This is a genomic window from Pseudomonas sp. MPB03 (genome assembly GCF_046605385.1).
Taxonomy (GTDB): Bacteria; Pseudomonadota; Gammaproteobacteria; order Pseudomonadales; family Pseudomonadaceae; genus Aquipseudomonas; species Aquipseudomonas zanjanensis.
In genome coordinates this window covers 1,447,151-1,466,768 of the sequence record NZ_CP176770.1, presented here as the reverse complement: position 1 = coordinate 1,466,768, position 19,618 = coordinate 1,447,151, and the positions used below count along the sequence as shown (strand labels likewise).

Sequence of the window (19,618 nt, the reverse complement as noted above, 5' to 3'; positions counted from 1 at the left end):
GCAATTATTGGGATTTGGCCAGTCGCTGGTAACGCACGGCTTCCGAGAACACATCGGAATTGGCCGGGTCGTCGAGGTAGCTGAAAACCTTGTTCATGTCGCTGTCCACCAACACACCGTCACCTTCTTCGCTCTGGTTCGGCTGGCCGCTGAGGATCTTCTGGCCGATGGCCTGGTTGATCTGTTCCAGGTCCAGGTTGTAGACCACCAGTTCCTGTTTATCGGTCAATTCGAAACCGGCGATCAGGAAATGTCCACCGTAGCGGGCCGGCACCTTGGCCGACAGGTACCAGCGACTGCCATGACGGGAGACGGTCAGGGGGATGGCTTCGCGCTCATGGGGCCGGGCCCTGAAGTAGCTGATGGCCTGGTAGCGGTGCTTGCCGACTTGCGTCAACTCCAGGTTCAACGGTTCGCCCCAGGCGTTGGTGCTGGTCCATTGGCCGAGCAGGCCGGCGGGCGCGGCTTCGCTGTCGGGTAACGGCGCCTTGAAGGACACCAGGCAACCACTGAGCAGCAGCAACGACACGGCCAGTACAACGGCAGGCCAGGCTTTCATTTGAACTCCCTATGGCACAGGTCGCTTTATCCCCTGTGGCGAGGGAGCTTGCTCCCGCTTGAGTGCGCAGCGCTCACAAAAAAGGGGCTGCTGCGCAGCCCAGCGGGAGCAAGCTCCCTCGCCACAAGGGCTGTGGTGAACCCATCTGGATCACACCGACGCCAGTACCAGGTGCATGTAGCGGGTCAGGATGCCGAGCATGTCTTCATCGGCTACCGGCTCGGCGCCATTGAGCAAGCCCTGATATTCCATCCGTCCGATAATCGCCGTCAACACTTTGGCATCCTGTTGCGGTTCGCGGGAGCCTAAAACCTGGAAAAACTGACACGTGCCATGCAGCAATATCTGCTGGTGGGAACGCACCAACTCCGCCAGGCGTGGGTTGAGCAGGGCTTCCTGGCGAAAGGCCTGCTCGGCCATCAGGTACTCGCGACGGCTGTCCAGTTGATGCCGCACATAGTCGGCGGTCATCCGCGCGATGTCGTCCGCCAGTTGCGAGCGCGACTGGGCGCTGCCGTCACCATAGGCGACCATCTCCCGCAGAAGGCCTTCGTTGTTGGCCCACAGCTTGCCCATGAACGCCGCGCTGCGTTCCACATACTGGGCGAAGGTATCGGTGAGCAAATCGTCGATGTCCTTGAAATAGTACGTAGTGGCCGACAGCGGCACGCCCGCTTCGGCGGCCACCGCACGGTGACGCACCGCACGCACGCCATCGCGCACCACGATGCGCATGGCCGCGTCGAGAATCTCCTGGCGACGCTGCTCACTGCCCTGTCGGCTGGCCTTGCGGCCCTGGTACTGAACACTTTCAGCGACAGCCGTGGCGACGCCCGCTGCACCTTCTGAAGCCATTGCACGATTCACGACAGGTCTTCCTCGCTCTTTGAAAAAGTAACCAATTGATACGTTTGTACCAGACAGGCAATAAAAAGCCGCCCATCGAGGCGGCTTTTTATTTGAAACAATTACGCTTGGGGCCGCATGTGCGGGAAGAGGATCACATCCCGGATCGACGGTGAGTTGGTCAACAACATCACCAGGCGATCGATGCCGATGCCTTCGCCAGCAGTCGGCGGCATGCCGTACTCCAGGGCGCGCACGAAGTCGGCATCGTAGTGCATGGCTTCGTCGTCGCCGGCATCCTTGTCGGCCACCTGGGCCATGAAACGCTCGGCCTGGTCTTCGGCATCGTTGAGCTCGGAGTAGGCGTTGGCGATTTCACGACCACCGATGAACAGCTCGAAACGGTCGGTCACACTTGGGTTCTCGTCGTTGCGACGGGCCAGCGGCGACACTTCGAACGGGTACTGGGTGATGAAGTGCGGCTGCTCCAGCTTGTGCTCGACCAGTTCTTCGAAAATCATCACTTGCAGCTTGCCCAGGCCTTCGAAGCCGAGCACCTTGGCGCCGGCCTTCTTGGCGATGGCGCGGGCCTTCTCGATGTCCTGCAGGTCGGCGGCGGTGATCTCGGAGTTGTACTTGAGGATCGAGTCGAACACCGACAGGCGCACGAACGGCTCGCCGAAGTGGAACACCTTGTCGCCGTACGGCACGTCGGTCGTCCCCAGGACCAACTGCGCCAGCTCGCGGAACAGTTCCTCGGTCAGGTCCATGTTGTCTTCGTAGTCGGCGTAGGCCTGGTAGAACTCGAGCATGGTGAACTCGGGGTTGTGCCGGGTCGAAACGCCTTCGTTACGGAAGTTGCGGTTGATCTCGAAAACCTTCTCGAAGCCACCCACGACCAAGCGCTTGAGGTAAAGCTCCGGCGCGATGCGCAGGAACATTTCCATGTCCAGGGCGTTGTGGTGGGTTTCGAACGGCTTGGCCGCCGCGCCGCCGGGGATGGTCTGCAGCATCGGCGTCTCGACTTCCAGGAAGTCACGCTTCATCAGGAAGCTGCGGATGTGGGCGATGACTTGCGAGCGGACGCGGAAGGTCTGGCGCACGTCTTCGTTGACGATCAGGTCGACGTAGCGCTGGCGATAGCGTTGCTCGGTGTCGGTCAGGCCGTGGTGCTTGTCCGGCAGCGGGCGCAGGGACTTGGTCAGCAGGCGCACGTTGGTCATCTCGACGTACAGGTCGCCCTTGCCGGAACGGGCCAGGGTGCCTTCGGCGGAGATGATGTCGCCCAGGTCCCAGGTCTTGACGGCGGCCAGGGTTTCTTCCGGCAGGGTCTTGCGGTTGACGTAGACCTGGATGCGCCCGGTCATGTCCTGGATCACCATGAACGAACCACGGTCGAGCATGATACGACCGGCCACCTTGACTGGAATCGCCGCCTCGGCCAGCTCTTCCTTGGTCTTGTCCGCGTACTTCTTCTGCAGGACGTCGCAATACGCGTCGCGGCGGAAGTCGTTGGGGAAGGCCTGGCCCTTGGCGCGCTCGGCAGCAAGCTTTTCCTTGCGCAGGGCGATCAGGGAGTTTTCTTCCTGTTGCAGGGCTTGCGGGTCGAGTTCTAGTTCGCTCATGTCTTTAAGGATTCCATCACAGGTTCGTTGCCCCCGGCCCGGGCCGGAGTTTGCGGGCGAGCCGCGCTTTCTGTGCAAGCGTGGCCCGTCCGCCGCATGGGTGTCGCGTTACAGCCCTTGTTTGAGGCTGGCGATCAGGTATTCATCGATATCGCCGTCGAGCACCTTGTCGCAATCGCTGCGTTCGATGCTGGTCCGCAGGTCCTTGATCCGCGAGGCGTCGAGCACGTACGAACGGATCTGGTGACCCCAGCCGATGTCCGACTTGGTGTCTTCCAGGGCCTGGGACGCCGCGTTGCGCTTCTGCACTTCCTGCTCGTACAGGCGGGCCCGCAGCATCTTCATCGCGGTGTCTTTGTTGGCGTGCTGGGAACGTTCGTTCTGGCAACTGACCACGGTGTTGGTCGGTACGTGGGTAATCCGTACGGCCGAGTCGGTGGTGTTGACGTGCTGGCCACCGGCCCCGGAGGAACGGTAGGTGTCGATGCGCAGGTCCGCCGGGTTGATCTCGATTTCGATGTTGTCATCGATTTCCGGCGAAACGAACACGGCCGAGAACGAGGTGTGGCGACGGTTGCCGGAGTCGAACGGGCTCTTGCGCACCAGGCGGTGCACGCCGATCTCGGTCCGCAGCCAGCCAAAGGCGTATTCGCCCTTGATGTGCACGGTGGCGCCCTTGATCCCGGCGACTTCACCGGCCGACAGTTCCATGATGGTGGCGTCGAAACCGCGTTTATCGGCCCAGCGCAGGTACATGCGCAGCAGGATGTTGGCCCAGTCCTGGGCTTCGGTGCCGCCGGAACCGGCCTGGATGTCCAGGTAAGCGTTGTTCATGTCCATCTCGCCGCTGAACATGCGACGGAATTCCAGCTTGGCGAGGTTCTCGTCCAGGCGGGTCAGCTCGGCGACGACATCGCCGACTGCGCCTTCGTCGTCCTCTTCGACAGCCATGTCCAGCAGGTCGCGGCAATCGGCCAGGCCGCTGGACAGCTCGTCCAGGGTCTCGACGATCTGCGCCAGCGCAGAACGCTCGCGGCCCAGTTCCTGGGCGTACGAAGGGTTGTTCCAGACATTCGGATCTTCAAGCTCGCGATTGACTTCGGTCAGGCGCTCATGCTTTTGATCGTAGTCAAAGATACCCCCGAATAGTTTCGGAGCGCTCGGACAGGTCCTTGATGGTGTTAAGGATCGGGTTGATTTCCATGGCGGGCAGCACTCGTTGGCGAACTTTTGAAAGCCGGCGAGTATAACGTAATCAAGCGCCAGCGGCAGCCCGCCTGGCGGCTTTAGGGGCAATGAACATTCAACACCACCCCCGTGGCGAGGGAGCTTGCTCCCGCTGGGCTGCGCAGCAGCCCCAAAACGGCTCCCTCAATCAAGCTGACACACCGAGCCAACGGGTTTCAGGGCCGCTGCGCGCCCCAGCGGGAGCAAGCTCCCTTGCCACAAAAGCAATCTAGCCAGGCAAAAGGTTTATTCGACCCCCACCCGATTACGCCCATTGTGCTTGGCCAGGTACAACCCCTTGTCCGCCGCCGAGATCAGCTGACGGCTGTCGCCACCCTGCTGGGGGGTGAAGGTCGAGACGCCGATGCTGATGGTCAGGTTTTCGCCGCCGTCGGGCGTGGCGTGGGGGATTTTCAGGGCGACGACGCTCTGGCGCAGTTTCTCGGCCATCAGCCGGGCGCCGCCGGGCGAAGTGCCGGGCAGCACCAGGGCGAACTCCTCGCCGCCGTAGCGGGCCGGCAGGTCGGACGGCCGACTGCACGCCTCGCGGATGGCCGTGGCGACCTTGCGCAGGGCTTCGTCGCCTTCCAAATGGCCAAAGTTGTCGTTGTAGGACTTGAAGTAGTCCACGTCGATCATCAGCAGCGACAGTTGGCTCTGGTCGCGCATCGCCCTGCGCCATTCCAGTTCCAGGTACTCGTCGAAATGCCGACGGTTGGACAGCCCGGTCAGGCCATCGGAGTTCATCAAGCGTTGCAGCACCAGGTTGGTGTCGAGCAATTGCTGCTGGCTGACCCGCAATGCGCGATAGGCCGCGTCGCGCTGCAACAGCATCATGTAGGAACGCGAGTGATAGCGGATGCGCGCCACCAGTTCGATGTTGTCCGGCAGCTTGACCAGGTAATCGTTGGCCCCGGCGGCGAACGCCGCGCTCTTGATCAGCGGGTCCTCCTTGGTGGACAGGACAATGATCGGGATGTCGCGGGTGGCCGGATGGTTACGGTACTCGCGCACCAGGCTCAGGCCGTCGAGGCCGGGCATCACCAGGTCCTGGAGAATCACCGTCGGCTTGATGCGCACCGCGTGGGCGATGGCCTGGTGGGGGTCGGAGCAGAAGTGGAAGTCGATGTTGTCTTCCTCCGACAGCCCGCGCCGCACCGCCTCGCCGATCATCGCCTGGTCGTCGACGAGCAAGACCATGGCGGCGTTCTCATCGCGCTTGAATTCGTCGAGCTGCAAATCAGTCATGATGGCTTACCTGGGTACGGCCTGGGGCAAGGCTCGCGGGGTTCTTCATGGGGTCACAATCTCCAACAGCCGTGGCGCAATGGCGTCCAGGGCAAGAATATGGACGGCGGCGTCGATGGCGGCCGCCGCTTTGGGCATGCCGTACACGGCGCTGCTGCGCTGGTCCTGGGCGATGGTCACATAGCCCTGCTGGCGCATGAGTCTAAGCCCTTGCGCACCGTCGCGGCCCATGCCGGTGAGCAATACGCCCACCGCGTCGCCGCTCCAGTACTGGGCGACACTTTCAAAAAACACGTCGATGGAGGGCCGGTAGATTTCGTTCACCGGCTCGGCGGTATAGGCCAGGGTGCCGTCCTTCAACAAACGCAGGTGATGGTTGGTTCCCGCCAGCAATACCGTGCCGCTTTGCGGCGTCTCACCTTGCCGGGCCAGGCGCACCGTGTGGCCCGACACACTGCCCAGCCATTCGGCCATGCCCGCGGCGAACACCTCGTCCACATGCTGGACCAGCACGATCGCCGGGGCAAAGTCCCGCGGCAGGGCCTTGAGCAAGACCTCCAGCGCCGCGGGCCCACCCGCCGACGACCCGATGGCCACCAGGCTCTTGCGCGACACCGCCGCGCGCTGAGCCGACGGTGCGGGGCGCTCGCGCTTGTTGCGCTCACCGATCAGCCAACCGATGTTGGTGATCTTGCGCAGCAGCGGCGCCGCCGCGTCCGCCGGGTTACCGACCCCCAGGGCCGGGGTATCGACCACATCCAGCGCGCCATGGCCCATGGCCTCGAACACCCGGTGGACATTCTGCTGGCTGTCTCCGGTCACAATCACGATAGCGCATGGGCTGTCGGCCATGATCCGCCGGGTAGCCTCCACGCCATCCATGATCGGCATGAACAGGTCCATCAGGATCAGGTCCGGGGTGTATTCGGCGCAACGCTGCACCGCCTCGGCACCGTTGGCGGCGACCCAGACCAGTTGGTGCGCCGGCTCGAACGCCAGGGCGCGGCGCAGGGCCTCGACTGCCAGGGGCATGTCATTGACGATGGCGATCTTCAAGCGCGTGCCCCTCCGATCAATTCGACCACGGCGTCGAGCAAGGCGTCGTCGTGGAAACTCGCCTTGGCCAGATAATAGTCGGCGCCGGCGTCGAGGCCACGGCGGCGATCTTCTTCGCGGTCCTTGTAGGACACCACCATCACTGGCAGCGATTGCAAGCGGTTGTCGCGCCGCAACAGCGACACCAGTTCGATGCCGTCCATGCGTGGCATGTCGATGTCCGTGATCAACAAATCGAAATCCTCCGAGCGCAATGCATTCCAGCCATCCATGCCATCCACCGCCACTGCTACGTCATAGCCGCGGTTGAGCAACAACTTGCGTTGCAGCTCACGCACGGTCAGGGAATCGTCCACCACCAGGATCCGCTTGCGGGGTGCCTGGGCCTGGTTTTGCCGGGCGATGCGCTCCAGGCGCCCGGTATCGAGCAGCTTGTCCACCGACCGCAACAGGTCTTCGACATCGACAATCAACACCACCGAGCCATCGTCGAGCAAGGCCCCGGCGGAAATGTCCTGGACCTTGCCCAGGCGCTCGTCCAAGGGCAGGACCACCAGGGTGCGCTCGCCGACGAACCGCTCCACCGCCACGCCGTAGATCGTCTCGCGCTCGCGGATCACCACGACCTTGAGGGTCTGGCTGCCGTTCTGCGTCGATGGGCGATTGAGCAACTGGCTGGCGGCGACCAAGCCGATATGCCGGCCTTCGTGCCAGAAATGCTGGCGCCCCTCGACCTGGACGATGTCCTCCGGCGCCAGGTCGCACATGCGTTCGATGTGGGCCAGGGGGAAGGCGTACGCTTCACCGCCGACCTCCACCACCAGGCTGCGCACCACCGACAGCGTCAGCGGCACCTCGAGATGGAAACGACTGCCCTCGCCCGCCGTCTGCTCCAGCACCACCGCCCCGCGCAACTGCCGGACCATGTGCTGGACGGCGTCCAGGCCAACGCCGCGCCCGGACACTTCGGTGACTTTGTCGCGCAGGCTGAAACCGGGCAGGAACAGGAAGGTCAGCAGTTCCTCTTCGCTCAGGCTGGCGGCGGTTGGCTCAGGAGAAAGGCCGCGCTCGACGATGCTGCGGCGCACCCGTTCCAGGTCCACCCCGGCGCCATCGTCCGCCAGCTCCAAGACCAGCAGGCCGGCCTGATGAGAAGCGCGCAAGCGGATCAGGCCTTCGGCGGGCTTGCCGGCCAGTACCCGTTGTTCCGGGGTTTCGATGCCGTGGTCGACGGCGTTGCGCAGCAAATGGGTCAGAGGCGCTTCGAGCTGTTCCAGCACGTCGCGGTCGACCTGGGTTTTCTCGCCTTCGATTTCCAGGCGCACGTGTTTGCCCAGGCTGCGGCCCAGGTCACGGACCATGCGTGCCTGGCCCGACAGCACATCGGCGAACGGCCGCATGCGACAGGCCAGCGCTGTGTCGTACAGCACCTGCGCCCGCTGGCTGGCCTGCCAGGCGAACTCATCCAGCTCGGCGGTTTTCTGCGCCAGCAACTGCTGGGTTTCGGCGAGCAAGCGGCGAGCATCGCCCAGGGCTTCCTGGGCTTGCAGGCTCAGGGCGTGGTCCTTGAGGTGCACGTTCAGCTCTTCAAGGGCGCGCAAGCCGGTGCCTTGCTGGCGCTTGAGCCGTTGCATCGCCGCCAGCCAAGGCTTGAGGCGCTGAGTCTCCACCAGGGACTTGCTCGACAGGTCGAGCAAGCTGTTGAGGCGTTCGGCCGTGACCCGCAAGACCCGCTCGCCGCCTTCGGTGACCCGTTTGCGCTTGGGGCCCGGCTCCGTTGCGGCGAGCGGTTCCGGCACGGACGGCTCGACGCTGACGGGTTCGACAGGCGTCTGGAGTTTTGTCGGTACCTGCGCGGGTTGTTGTGCAGCGTTGGGATCGAGCAGGCGTCCCATCAACGCCACATAGGCGTCGATGTCCGGCGCGCCGACGTTGTTGCCCGGCGTGGCGATGCGCGTCAGCAAGTCGGTGCCTTGCAGCAAGGCGTCGATGTGCTCGGCGCCCAGTACCAGGCGCCGCTCCTGGGCGCTGACCAGGCAATCTTCCATCACGTGGGCCACGCTAACCCCAGCATCCACCCCGACAATGCGCGCCGCGCCCTTGAGGGAATGCGCCGCGCGCATGCATGACTCAAGGTACTCGGCCTGGGTCGGATCGCGCTCCAGGGCCAGCAGGCCGGTGCTCAGCACCTGGACCTGGGCTTCGGCTTCCAGGCTGAACAGTTCCAGCAGCGAGGCGTCGCGCATTTGGTCGGGGGTCATGACAAACTCCGGGCCACGGCGGTCAGCAACTGTTCTTCATCCAACCAGCGCAAGCTGCGCCCCTTATACGGCAGCACGCCACGGGTGTACTTGCCCGCCGACGGCGAAGCGTTCGCCAAAATACGTTCATCGATGGCGTGGATGCCGTCCACCTCATCCACCGGCACCACCACCGGCCCGCCCTTGGCCGCGACGATCAACATGCGCGGCATGACCCGTGTACCGGCCACCGCCGCCGCGCCGGGTTCCAGGTCCAGCAGCTCCACCAGCGACAGGCAGGCCACCAGCGCCCCGCGCACATTCGCCACGCCCAGCAAGGCCCGTGAGCGTTGGTGGGGCAACGAGTGAATCGGCTGCAACGGCGCCACTTCCACCAGGCTGCGCGTGGTCAGGCCCAGCCATTCCTCGCCGAGGCGGAACATCAGCAACGAGCGCGTGACCACATCGTTGTCCACCGGGGCCAGGGACAAATCCCGCTGATCCTGCGGCAAGGCATAACGGTCGAGCAGCCGAGTCGCGGCCGCCGAATACACCGAGCAATTGCGGCAATGGATATGCTCGACCAACAGCGGGCAGGATTTATCGCCATGCACGCCGATGCGGTTCCAGCAGTCGTCGATGGCCTGGGCATCGTCATGGGTGATGGTGTAGGAAGCCGAACCGCTCATTGTTTGTGCTCACTGTCTGCCGTGCGCCCGCTGCGGGCGGCGCGTTCCTGCAACCGACGGGCTCCGGCCGCGTCTCCCTGGGAAGCCAGCAGCGCCGCCAGATGCACCAGGGCCTCGGCGTGTTGCGGTTCAAGATAAAGCGCCTTGCGATAAAAACCCTGGGCTTGCAGCGCGCTACCGGCCATGTCGCTGAGCAGGCCCAACCAATAGAACACTTGGGCGTTCGGCGCGTGGCTGCGCAGGTATTCTTCACATGCCGCGCGGGCTTCGGCGCTTTTGCCGCCGTTGGCCAAGGCCGCGATATTGGCCAGCAAGCTCGCGGCGTCGCTGCTCTTGGGTGGGGCAATCGGTGTCACGCTCGCGGCAAACGGCCGCGGCCGAACCGCCGGCGGGATGACGCGAGGCGGTGGCTGACGAATCGGTAGCGGCGGTGGTATCAAGGCCGGCAACGGTTGGGGCTCCGACGCCCCCTGTCGACTGAAGGCGAACGATTGGGCAATCCCGATCGAGCGCATGCCCAGGCGCCCCAGCAGGCTGCCTTCGGCAGGGCCGATAAACAGCACGCCGTCCTGATGGGTCAAGCGCTTGAGCACCTCGAACACCTGCTGCTGGGTCGGCTGGTCGAAATAGATCAGCAGATTGCGGCAGAACACAAAGTCGTAGGGGGCCTCGTTCGCCAGCAAGGCCGGATCCAGCAGGTTGCCTACTTGCAAGCGCACCTGTTCGCGCACCCGTTCGCTGAGGCGGTAGCCTTCGTCTTCGGCGTCGAAGTGCCGCTCGCGAAAACCCAGGTCGGCGCCACGGAAGGAATTCCTGCCGTAACGCGCCTCCTTGGCCCGCGCCACCGACAGCGGGCTGACGTCCATGCCGTCCACCTTGAACTGATGGGCGCCCAAGCCGGCGTCGAGCAAAGCCATGGCGATGGAATACGGTTCTTCGCCGGTGGAGCACGGCAAACTGAGGATGCGCAGCGCACGCAGGTGCTTGATCTCGGCCAGGCGCTTGACGGCCAGCCTGGCGAGGGTCGCAAAGGACTCGGGGTAGCGGAAGAACCAGGTCTCCGGGACGATCACCGCTTCGATCAACGCCTGCTGTTCCGGGGCCGAATGCTGCAGGGCCTGCCAATACTCATCGGCGGTTCGCCCAGGCACGGCACTGATTCGTTGGCGCACGGCGCGCTCAATGATCGCGGTGCCGACGGAGGTCACATCGAGGCCGATGCGCTCCTTGAGAAAATCGAAAAACCGTTGGTCGTTGTTCATGGCGCTACCTCGAGGTCGTCGAGGCTCAGCGGCGTAGCAGGAAACAGCAGCGCCCGAACGGATTCGTCGAGCAGGTCATTGACCCGCACCCATTGCAGCAACCCAAGGGCATCTTCGCGGACCGGCCCAAGGTACGGCGCCTGCCGATTGTCCAGGCCATAGGGTTTGAAATCGACCGGATCACAGCGCAGGGTGTCGGTCGCCTGTTCCAGGATCAATCCCAGCACTTGCCCGGTTTGTTGTGTATCGCCTTGATAACGCACCAGCACCAGCCGCGTGCTGGTCCGGGGTTCGGCGCTCCGGCCGAACGTCAGGGCGCACAGGTCGATCACCGGCACCACGGTGCCGCGCCAGGCAAACACCCCCGCCACCCAGGACGGCGCCCGGGCGATCGGCTTGAGGGGCAGGCGCGGCAGCACTTCCACTACATCGGTGGCCTGCAGGGCGTAACGTTCGTTGCCGATGCAGAACACCAGGAACAACGTCTGGCGGGCCGTCGCTGCGACGCCACGCCGGGTCTCGAGTTCGCCCATCAGACTTTGAAACGCGAGACGCCGCTGCGCAGCCCCACGGCGACCTGGCTCAGCTCGTCGATGGCGGAGCTGGCCTGGCGCAGGGACTCCACGGTCTGGCTGCTGGCATCGCCCAGTTGCACCAGGGCGTGGTTGATCTGTTCGGCGCCGGTGGCCTGGGCCTGCATGCCTTCGTTGACCATCAACACCCGCGGCGCCAGCGCCTGGACCTGATGGATGATTTGCGACAGTTGCTCGCCGATCTGCTGCACTTCGGCCATGCCACGGCGCACCTCCTCGGAAAACTTGTCCATGCCCATCACACCGGCCGATACCGCGGATTGGATCTCGCGCACCATCTGTTCGATGTCATAGGTCGCCACGGCGGTCTGGTCGGCCAAGCGCCGTACTTCCGTGGCCACCACGGCGAAACCGCGCCCGTACTCACCGGCCTTCTCGGCCTCGATGGCGGCGTTGAGGGACAACAGGTTGGTCTGGTCGGCCACTTTGACGATGGTCACCACCACCTGGTTGATGTTGCCGGCCTTCTCGTTGAGGATCGCCAGCTTGGCGTTCACCAGGTCGGCGGCGCCCATCACCGAATGCATGGTTTCCTCCATGCGCGCCAAGCCTTGCTGGCCAGAGCCGGCGGCCACCGAGGCCTGGTCGGCGGCGGTGGAGACTTCGGTCATGGTGCGCACCAGGTCCCGGGAGGTGGCGGCGATTTCCCGGGACGTCGCGCCAATCTCGGTGGTGGTGGCGGCGGTTTCCGTGGCCGTGGCCTGCTGCTGGCGCGAGGTGGCGGCAATTTCGGTGACCGAGGTGGTGACCTGCACGGATGAGCGCTGGGCCTGGGATACCAGCGAGGTCAGTTCGGCCATCATGTCGTTGAAGCCGGTTTCCACGGCACCGAATTCGTCCTTGCGCGCCAGGTTCAGGCGTCCGCTCAGGTCGCCGCTGCGCATGATCTCGAGGATCTCGACGATGCGGTTCATTGGCCCCATGATCGCCCGCATCAGCAGCAGGCCACAAAGTACCGCGACGACCAGCGCGACCAGGAACGACAGGCCCATGGCGACCTTGGCCGCCGTCACCGCATCGCCAATGGTCAGGGTGGCGCTTTGTGCCAGCTCGCGATTGCGCTCGATGATCTGGTTCAAGTGTCCGCGACCGTCGAGCCACGCCGTCGTCAGTTCTGCGTTCAGCGCCAGCCGCGCCCCTTCGTAATCCTTGCGCTGGTACAGGTCCAGGACTTTCGCCAGGGCCTTGTTGAAGTCCTGGTGGTTGACCTCGAACTCGTCGAAAGAGACTTGGTCGGCCGGGTCCTGGATCAGTTTTTGATAGTTCTGTATTTCTTCGCGCAAGTGCCGCTCGAAACCCTGGTAGCGAGCCTTGTCCTCGGCGGTGATTTCCCGATTCCCGGAAAGGCCGACGATTTGCTGGGTCAGGACGTAGCTGTCGACCCAGCCGCCGCGGATCATCGAGCTGAAATACACCCCCGGAACCGCATCGGCCCGGACCTTTTCTCCGCTGTCCTGGATTTTCAGCAACCGTGAATACGAGACAACCACCATCAGCAGCATAATGGCGATGATCACCGCAAAACTCGCCAGGATGCGTTGGCGCAATGTCCAATTCTTCACAGTAAAACCTCAGGCACTTGAAAATGCTGGGGAGTATAGCCGAGGGCGGCGCGGCGTCTGTATGGCGGCGTGGGAGGATTTTGATTGAGCCGAGGCTCACCGGTACTTGAAGAATGGAGCCCGCCCCTGTGGGAGCGAGCCTGCTCGCGAAAGCGCAGTGTCAGTCAACCATGCTGCGACTGACCAGGCGCCTTCGCGAGCAAGCTCGCTCCCACAGGGAATAGCGTTGGATACAAGATTGCCAAACACCACAAAACCACTGTGGGAGCGAGCTTGCTCGCGATAGCGGTGTGTCAGTCAACCATGCTGCGACTGACCGGACGCCTTCGCGAGCAAGCTCGCTCCCACAGGGAATAGCGTTGGATACATGTTATTGCCAAACACCACAAAACCACTGTGGGAGATTCTATGGTTGAGGGGAAGCCCTCAAGCCGCTTTTGGTTGGTATTCGCTTTGCCCTTTCAGCAGAGCGAATACGATCCGAGCAAGCTTGCGTGCCAGTATCACTAGCGCCTGGGTGGTAGCGAAGCCTTGAGCTCTTAGTTTTTCATAAAAGCCTTTCCAGGCAGGCGTACGGCTAGCCGACATGGCTGCGTTGTGCAAAAGCCGACGAACTTCCGGATCGCCTCGTTTGCTCAAGCTTCGGCGGTCGTCTTTTTGTCCTGATTGGGACACTCGCAAATCCATCCCCAAGAAGGCAATGAAGGCGTCTGCGTTTTTGAAGTCGCCCCGCTGAAACGCCGTAAGTAAGCGGGCTCCGGTCAGAAATCCGATGCCCTCGACCTTCAGGCAATGGTTCAGTTGACCTAGCAAACCAGCATTTTTCAGATGATCCTTGATCGTCTTCTCGATCAATGTCTCAAGCCTCTGCATGGCGGCGATTTGCTCGGCGAAAGCGGTCTTGAGCAGCGGCTCATTGGCCCAGCTTTGTACCAGGGCGACTCGAGCCTGAACCAACGCAGCGCGACGGCGGAAAAGGCTTAGAAGCTGGCGATACAACGGAGATGGCGGCGCCCATGGATGAAGCTCATGCCCTTCGTTCTTCAGGTAACGAGCCAGCAGCTTGGCGTCCAGCGCGTCGGTTTTGGCGCGTACTTTTACGCCTTTGCGGTAATGGTGAAGTTCATAACCGCCCACCATATAGATCGTGCAACCGGCCTCATAGGCCAGATCAGCAAAATCCAAGTGATAGATATTGGTCGACTCAATGGCGACATCGACGGGCCCCGGCAGTACTTTCAACCACCTTTTGATGGCCGCCTTGTCGTTGGGAATCGCTTCCAACACATCAAGCTCTGCGTGATAGATCACCAGCTCGTTCTTGGCGACATCCACGCCCACGATCGGCTTTGTGACAGAAACCGGCATTGCCATTGAAAATCCTCCGGGCTAAGGTTTGAACACTTGAAGGGGTCACCCAGAGGCGCAGGCTTGTCTCTATCGTCGATCCAGGCCGAAGCATTCTTTATCGGCGCTTGGGTGAAAGGAGGAGGGGCGAAATCTCCCACGGTCTGTACTGCGCGAACAGTCAGAATCGAGCCTTGTCCCTCCTCCTCCCTTCAAGTCCTACCATACAAGCGAGCTTGCTCGCGATAGCGGTGTATCAGTCAACCATGCTGAGACTGACCGAGCGCCTTCGCGAGCAGGCTCGCTCCCACAGGGAATAGCGTTGGATACAAGATTGCCAGACACCACAAAACCACTGTGGGAGCGAGCTTGCTCGCGATAGCGGTGTATCAGTCAACCATGCTGAGACTGACCGAGCGCCTTCGCGAGAAGGCTCGCTCCCACAGGGAATAGCGTTGGATACAAGATTGCCAGACACCACAAAACCACTGTGGGAGCGGGCTTGCTCGCGATAGCGGTGTATCAGTCAAGAATACTGTCACTGACCGGACGCCATCGCGAGCAGGCTCGCTCCCACAAGGAATAGCGTTGATGCTGCTTTATACAGTCGCCTGGCGCACCTGTTTTTCCAGTTCCGCCTTCAACCCTGGCTCCAGCTTGAGTTGGCGCGCCAGTTCATCGAGGTAGGACTTCTCCATGAAGTTTTCCTCGTCCACCAGCATCACGCTGGCGATGTACATTTCCGCGGCCATTTCCGGGGTGCTGGCAGCACGGGCGACGTCGGTGGGGTCCAAGGGTTTGTTGAGTTCAGCATGCAGCCAGTGTTGCAACTCCTGGTCGTTGTCGAGCTTGGTGAACTCGCCTTCGATCAATTGCCGCTCGCGCTCGTCCACATGGCCGTCGGCCTTGGCCGCCGCCACCAGCGCCTTGAGGATCGCCTGGCTGTGCTGCTCGACCTGCGCCGGAGGCACGCGATCGAGGGTCTGCGGTTCGGTCTTCGGCGCGTTGCCCTGCTGGGCCTGCCAGTTGCCATAGGCCTTGTAGGCGATCACGCCCAAGGCCGCCAGGCCGCCATAGGCCAGGGCCTTGCCGCCAAAGTTGCGGGCTTTCTTGTTGCCCAGCAACAGGCCCATGGCCCCGGCGGCCAGTGCCCCGCCGCCCGCGCCGGAAAGCATCCCGCCCAGGTTGCCGGAGCCGCCGAGCAAACCGCCCAGGCCACCAGACGACTTGCCCTGTGAACCGCCAGCCTTGTTCTGCAACATTTCCTGGCCGGACTTGAGAAGCTGATCGAGCAATCCACGGGTGTTCATTTGTTGCCTCCAGATGTTCGGGTCAACGTAAGGCCCCCAGCCTAGATCGAAAGTGCCCGACGCCGTTGGCGAGATTGCTTCCAGATGTTGCCTGACGCCGCCAGCGGTGCACGTTCCTTCCCTTCTAAAAAAACGATATACACTTCAGTACATCGATAAATCCGCCCACCGGTACGCGCCCATGATGACTCTGCGTCAGATCCGCCATTTCATCGCCGTGGCCGAAACCGGCTCCATCTCCGCCGCGGCGCAAACGGCGTTCATTTCCCAGTCCACCTTGACCCTGGCCATCCAGCAACTGGAGCAAGACATCGGCGTCAGCCTGTTCAACCGCCACGCCAAGGGCATGACCCTGACCCACCAGGGCCATCAATTCCTGCGCCAGGCCCACCTGATCCTGGCCACGGTCGACAACGCCAAGCGCAGCCTGCAACAAAGCACCGACCAGGTGGCTGGCCAAGTCACCATTGGCGTCACCAGCCTAGTCGCCGGTTATTACCTGGCGGACTTGCTGACCCGCTTCCAGCGCGCCTACCCCAACGTGGAGATCCGCGTGATGGAGGACGAGCGGCCGTACATCGAACATTTGCTGGTCAGCGGCGAAATCGACGTCGGGGTGCTGATCCTGTCCAACCTGGAGGATCGCCACGCCCTGCAGACCGAAGTCCTGACGCATTCGCCGCACCGTTTGTGGCTACCGGCGCAGCATCCCTTGCTGGAGCACGACAGCATCCACCTGGCCGATGTGGCCCGCGAGCCGCTGATCCAACTGAACGTCGACGAAATGGACCGCAACGCCCAGCGCCTGTGGCGCGGCGCCGGCCTGCAACCCCGGGTCACCCTGCGCACCGCCTCGACCGAAGCAGTGCGCAGCCTGGTGGCCGCGGGGCTGGGCGTATCGATCCAGCCGGACATGACCTACCGCCCCTGGTCGCTGGAAGGCGACATCATCGAAGCGCGACCGATTGCCGACCTCAACCAGACCCTCGACGTCGGCCTGGCCTGGCGCCGGGGCACGGCGCGACCGGCGTCGGTCGACCCGTTCCTGGCGGTGGCCCGGGAACAGCCTCATGGCGGACGCAAGCCATCTATTTAATCGAATGCAGCCTTGAGTATTTCGAATTTGTCGGGCATGAGGCCGGGCACTAGTCTTGCTGCATCGCCACAATCCATTGTGGGAGAACAATCCATTGTGGGAGCAAGCTTGCTCGCGATAGCGGCGTGACAGGCGACATCGATTCGACTGATACACCGCCCTCGCGAGCAAGCTCGCTCCCACAGGTTCTTTGTTTCAACTGAGACCTATAAAAATGGCTGGCACGCAAACCCCGTTGTGCACCGCGTTGCTGATCGACGGGGAACTCGTTCCCGGTGAAGGCGTTGTCGAGCCGATCCTCAACCCGGCCACCGGCGAAGTCGTGGCTCACATCGCCGAGGCCAGTACCGAGCAGGTGGAAGCCGCGATCCTCGCTGCCCACTGCGCCTTCGACGGCTGGTCCCGCACCACGCCGCAACAACGCTCGAACCTGCTGCTGGACATCGCCAGCGCCATCGAACAGAACGCCGATGAGCTGGCCCGCCTCGAAGCCCTGAACTGCGGCAAGCCGCTGCACCTGGCGCGCCAGGATGACCTGAGCGCCACGGTGGATGTCTTTCGTTTCTTCGCCGGCGCCGTGCGCTGCCAGACCGGCCAGCTCAGTGGCGAATACCTGCCCGGCTATACCAGCATGGTGCGCCGCGACCCGATCGGCGTCGTGGCGTCCATCGCGCCGTGGAACTACCCGATCATGATGGCCGCCTGGAAAATCGCCCCGGCCCTGGCCGCCGGCAACACGTTGGTGTTCAAGCCATCGGAGCACACGCCGTTGTCGATCCTGGCCTTGGCGCCGATGCTGGCCCGGCTCCTGCCGCGGGGCGTGATCAATATCCTCTGCGGCGGTGGCGAAGGGGTGGGCAGCCATCTGGTCAGCCATCCGAAGGTGCGCATGGTTTCGCTGACGGGCGATATCGTCACCGGGCAGAAAATCCTCCAGGCGGCGGCAAAAACCCTCAAGCGCACACACCTGGAACTGGGCGGCAAGGCGCCAGTGATCGTGTGCGACGACGCCGACATCCAGGCGGTGGTCGAAGGCGTGCGCACCTACGGCTATTACAACGCCGGGCAGGATTGCACGGCAGCGTGCCGGATCTACGCCCAGGGCGGAATTCACGACCGGCTGGTGGCCGAGCTCGGCGCGGCGGTCAGCAGCTTGCGCTTTGCCGGCAAGCGCGACGCCGACAATGAGATTGGCCCGCTGATCAGTACCCGCCAGCGCGACCGCGTGGCCAGTTTTGTCGAGCGCGCCCTCGGCCAGCCGCACATCGAGCGCATCACCGGTGCGGCGGTGCATTCCGGTGCTGGCTTCTATTATCAACCCACCCTGCTGGCCGGCTGCAAGCAAAGCGATGAAATCGTCCAGCGCGAGGTGTTCGGCCCGGTCGTCACCGTGACCCGCTTCGACGAACTCAGCCAGGCGGTGGAATGGGCCAATGATTCGGAATACGGCCTGGCGTCCTCGGTATGGACCCAGAACCTGGACAAGGCCATGCAGGTGGCGGCGCGCTTGCAATACGGCTGCACCTGGATCAACAGCCATTTCATGCTGGTCAGCGAAATGCCCCACGGCGGCCTGAAACGTTCCGGCTACGGTAAGGACCTGTCCAGCGATTCGCTCCAGGACTACAGCGTGGTGCGCCACATCATGGCCCGCCACGGCCAGCATCTATAGATAACAGCACTACTCTAATAACAGGCCAGCCATGGCGTTTCACCTGTTCGAACACTGCCCCGACCATAATTAAAGCAAGAGGGATTTCCATGTACGCGCACAAGACCGCATTGCTCAGTGCACTCACCACGGCGCTGCTGACCAGCGTCAGTCTCCAGGCCGCCGAGCCGCTCAAGGCCGTCGGTGCCGGCGAGGGCCAACTGGATATCGTCGCCTGGCCGGGTTACATCGAACGCGGCGAAAGCGACAAGGCCTACGACTGGGTCACGGGGTTCGAGAAGGAAACCGGCTGCAAGGTCAATGTGAAAACCGCCGCCACGTCCGATGAAATGGTCAGCCTGATGACCAAGGGCGGCTACGACCTGGTCACCGCCTCGGGCGACGCCTCGTTGCGGCTGATTGCCGGCAAGCGCGTGCAGCCGATCAACACCGCGCTGATCGCCAACTGGAAAAACCTCGACCCGCGCCTGAAAGATGCGCCGTGGTACGTGGTCAACCAGCAGACCTACGGCACCCCGTACCAATGGGGTCCCAATGTGCTGATGTACAACACCGACGTGTTCAAGCAAGCGCCCACCAGTTGGAGCGTACTGTTCAATGCCCAGGAGTTGCCCGACGGCAAGCCGAACAAAGGGCGCGTGCAAGCCTACGATGGCCCGATCTACATCGCCGACGCGGCGTTGTACCTCAAGACCGCCAAGCCTGAACTGGGCATCAAGGACCCGTACCAACTCGACGAAGCCCAGTACAAGGCCGTGCTGGAACTGCTTCGGGCCCAGCAGCCGTTGATCCACCGCTACTGGCACGACACCACGGTGCAGATGAGCGATTTCAAGAACGAAGGCGTGGTGGCGTCCGGCGCCTGGCCCTATCAGGTCAACGGCCTGATGAACGAGAAGCAACCCATCGCCTCGACCATTCCGAAAGAAGGCGCCACTGGCTGGGCCGACACGACGATGCTCCACGCCGAGGCCAAGCACCCCAACTGCGCGTACAAGTGGATGGACTGGTCACTGCAACCGAAAGTCCAGGGTGACGTGGCCGCGTGGTTCGGCTCCTTGCCAGCGGTGCCGGCGGCGTGCAAGGGCAGCGAGCTGCTGGGCGCCGAAGGCTGCAAGACCAACGGCTTCGATCAATTCGACAAGATCGCCTTCTGGAAAACTCCACAGGCCGAGGGCGGCAAGTTCGTGCCGTACAGCCGCTGGACCCAGGATTACATTGCGATCATGGGTGGGCGTTAACCCCCAGCACATAAATGGGAGCGGCCCCTGTGGCGAGGGAGCTTG

16 protein-coding genes are annotated in these 19,618 nt (G+C 63.0%); 3 read left to right on the top strand and 13 right to left on the bottom strand.

The window, feature by feature from the left end; translation table 11 throughout:
* Positions 1-4 precede the first annotated feature (4 nt).
* From ACLH0I_RS06325 to ACLH0I_RS06265, 13 genes are all read right to left on the bottom strand, one after another.
* Positions 5-559 (bottom strand): hypothetical protein, encoded by a 555-nt coding sequence (locus ACLH0I_RS06325; RefSeq protein WP_250963613.1) that lies wholly within the window; start codon positions 557-559, stop codon positions 5-7.
* A gap of 150 nt (positions 560-709) precedes the next feature.
* The gene (locus ACLH0I_RS06320) at positions 710-1,426 is read right to left on the bottom strand and encodes a TetR/AcrR family transcriptional regulator (RefSeq protein ID WP_053118752.1); all 717 of its coding nucleotides are present in this window, start codon (positions 1,424-1,426) and stop codon (positions 710-712) included.
* Between the two features lie 101 nt (positions 1,427-1,527).
* Positions 1,528-3,030 (bottom strand): lysine--tRNA ligase, encoded by a 1,503-nt coding sequence (lysS, locus tag ACLH0I_RS06315; protein WP_411386588.1) that lies wholly within the window; start codon positions 3,028-3,030, stop codon positions 1,528-1,530.
* A 108-nt stretch (positions 3,031-3,138) separates the two neighbouring features.
* Positions 3,139-4,234 (bottom strand): peptide chain release factor 2 gene (gene prfB, locus ACLH0I_RS06310; protein ID WP_411386587.1). Its coding sequence is split into 2 segments (ribosomal slippage): positions 3,139-4,161 and positions 4,163-4,234, totalling 1,095 coding nucleotides; the frame shifts between segments, so codons are not numbered across the junction.
* A 269-nt stretch (positions 4,235-4,503) separates the two neighbouring features.
* Positions 4,504-5,505 carry a diguanylate cyclase domain-containing protein gene (locus ACLH0I_RS06305; RefSeq protein WP_411386586.1) on the bottom strand — a complete coding sequence of 334 codons (1,002 nt, stop codon included), beginning with the start codon at positions 5,503-5,505 and terminating at the stop codon, positions 4,504-4,506.
* A 45-nt stretch (positions 5,506-5,550) separates the two neighbouring features.
* Positions 5,551-6,561, bottom strand: coding sequence for a chemotaxis response regulator protein-glutamate methylesterase (locus ACLH0I_RS06300; RefSeq protein WP_411386585.1), 1,011 nt, complete (start codon positions 6,559-6,561; stop codon positions 5,551-5,553).
* Positions 6,558-8,822, bottom strand: coding sequence for a hybrid sensor histidine kinase/response regulator (locus ACLH0I_RS06295; RefSeq protein ID WP_411386584.1), 2,265 nt, complete (start codon positions 8,820-8,822; stop codon positions 6,558-6,560). Before ACLH0I_RS06295 ends, ACLH0I_RS06300 begins: the two co-directional genes overlap by 4 nt.
* Positions 8,819-9,490, bottom strand: coding sequence for a chemotaxis protein CheW (locus ACLH0I_RS06290; protein WP_186705462.1), 672 nt, complete (start codon positions 9,488-9,490; stop codon positions 8,819-8,821). Before ACLH0I_RS06290 ends, ACLH0I_RS06295 begins: the two co-directional genes overlap by 4 nt.
* A complete protein-coding gene (locus ACLH0I_RS06285; RefSeq protein ID WP_411386583.1) occupies positions 9,487-10,752 on the bottom strand; it encodes a CheR family methyltransferase in 1,266 nt (421 codons plus the stop codon). Before ACLH0I_RS06285 ends, ACLH0I_RS06290 begins: the two co-directional genes overlap by 4 nt.
* Positions 10,749-11,285: a chemotaxis protein CheW gene (locus tag ACLH0I_RS06280; protein WP_411386582.1), complete on the bottom strand. Its 537-nt coding sequence runs from the start codon at positions 11,283-11,285 to the stop codon at positions 10,749-10,751. The genes ACLH0I_RS06285 and ACLH0I_RS06280 overlap by 4 nt, the downstream gene beginning before the upstream one ends.
* A complete protein-coding gene (locus tag ACLH0I_RS06275; protein WP_411386581.1) occupies positions 11,285-12,907 on the bottom strand; it encodes a methyl-accepting chemotaxis protein in 1,623 nt (540 codons plus the stop codon). Before ACLH0I_RS06275 ends, ACLH0I_RS06280 begins: the two co-directional genes overlap by 1 nt.
* A gap of 426 nt (positions 12,908-13,333) precedes the next feature.
* A complete protein-coding gene (locus ACLH0I_RS06270; RefSeq protein ID WP_250966064.1) occupies positions 13,334-14,281 on the bottom strand; it encodes an IS110 family transposase in 948 nt (315 codons plus the stop codon).
* A 572-nt stretch (positions 14,282-14,853) separates the two neighbouring features.
* Positions 14,854-15,564 carry a tellurite resistance TerB family protein gene (locus ACLH0I_RS06265; RefSeq protein ID WP_207966541.1) on the bottom strand — a complete coding sequence of 237 codons (711 nt, stop codon included), beginning with the start codon at positions 15,562-15,564 and terminating at the stop codon, positions 14,854-14,856.
* A 181-nt stretch (positions 15,565-15,745) separates the two neighbouring features.
* Between ACLH0I_RS06265 and ACLH0I_RS06260 the strand changes: the two genes are divergently transcribed.
* The 3 genes from ACLH0I_RS06260 (at position 15,746) to ydcS (ending at position 19,573) form a co-directional block, all read left to right on the top strand.
* On the top strand, positions 15,746-16,660 hold the full coding sequence (locus tag ACLH0I_RS06260; protein ID WP_186705457.1) for a LysR family transcriptional regulator: 915 nt from the start codon (positions 15,746-15,748) through the stop codon (positions 16,658-16,660).
* 214 nt (positions 16,661-16,874) lie between these two features.
* A complete protein-coding gene (locus tag ACLH0I_RS06255) occupies positions 16,875-18,332 on the top strand; it encodes a gamma-aminobutyraldehyde dehydrogenase (RefSeq protein WP_411386580.1) in 1,458 nt (485 codons plus the stop codon).
* Positions 18,333-18,421: 89 nt separating this feature from the next.
* A complete protein-coding gene (gene ydcS, locus ACLH0I_RS06250; protein WP_250963625.1) occupies positions 18,422-19,573 on the top strand; it encodes a putative ABC transporter substrate-binding protein YdcS in 1,152 nt (383 codons plus the stop codon).
* Positions 19,574-19,618 lie beyond the last annotated feature (45 nt).

Bases quoted from the DNA above. Each gene is read 5' to 3' on its own strand.
- ACLH0I_RS06325 (WP_250963613.1), bottom strand. From the start codon at position 559: ATGAAAGCCTGGCCTGCCGTTGTACTGGCCGTGTCGTTGCTGCTGCTC.
- lysS (WP_411386588.1), bottom strand. From the start codon at position 3,030: ATGAGCGAACTAGAACTCGACCCGCAAGCCCTGCAACAGGAAGAAAAC.
- ACLH0I_RS06305 (WP_411386586.1), bottom strand. From the start codon at position 5,505: ATGACTGATTTGCAGCTCGACGAATTCAAGCGCGATGAGAACGCCGCC.
- ACLH0I_RS06295 (WP_411386584.1), bottom strand. From the start codon at position 8,822: ATGACCCCCGACCAAATGCGCGACGCCTCGCTGCTGGAACTGTTCAGC.
- ACLH0I_RS06290 (WP_186705462.1), bottom strand. From the start codon at position 9,490: ATGAGCGGTTCGGCTTCCTACACCATCACCCATGACGATGCCCAGGCC.
- ACLH0I_RS06285 (WP_411386583.1), bottom strand. From the start codon at position 10,752: ATGAACAACGACCAACGGTTTTTCGATTTTCTCAAGGAGCGCATCGGC.
- ACLH0I_RS06280 (WP_411386582.1), bottom strand. From the start codon at position 11,285: ATGGGCGAACTCGAGACCCGGCGTGGCGTCGCAGCGACGGCCCGCCAG.
- ACLH0I_RS06270 (WP_250966064.1), bottom strand. From the start codon at position 14,281: ATGGCAATGCCGGTTTCTGTCACAAAGCCGATCGTGGGCGTGGATGTC.
- ACLH0I_RS06265 (WP_207966541.1), bottom strand. From the start codon at position 15,564: ATGAACACCCGTGGATTGCTCGATCAGCTTCTCAAGTCCGGCCAGGAA.
- ACLH0I_RS06260 (WP_186705457.1), top strand. From the start codon at position 15,746: ATGATGACTCTGCGTCAGATCCGCCATTTCATCGCCGTGGCCGAAACC.
- ACLH0I_RS06255 (WP_411386580.1), top strand. From the start codon at position 16,875: ATGGCTGGCACGCAAACCCCGTTGTGCACCGCGTTGCTGATCGACGGG.
- ydcS (WP_250963625.1), top strand. From the start codon at position 18,422: ATGTACGCGCACAAGACCGCATTGCTCAGTGCACTCACCACGGCGCTG.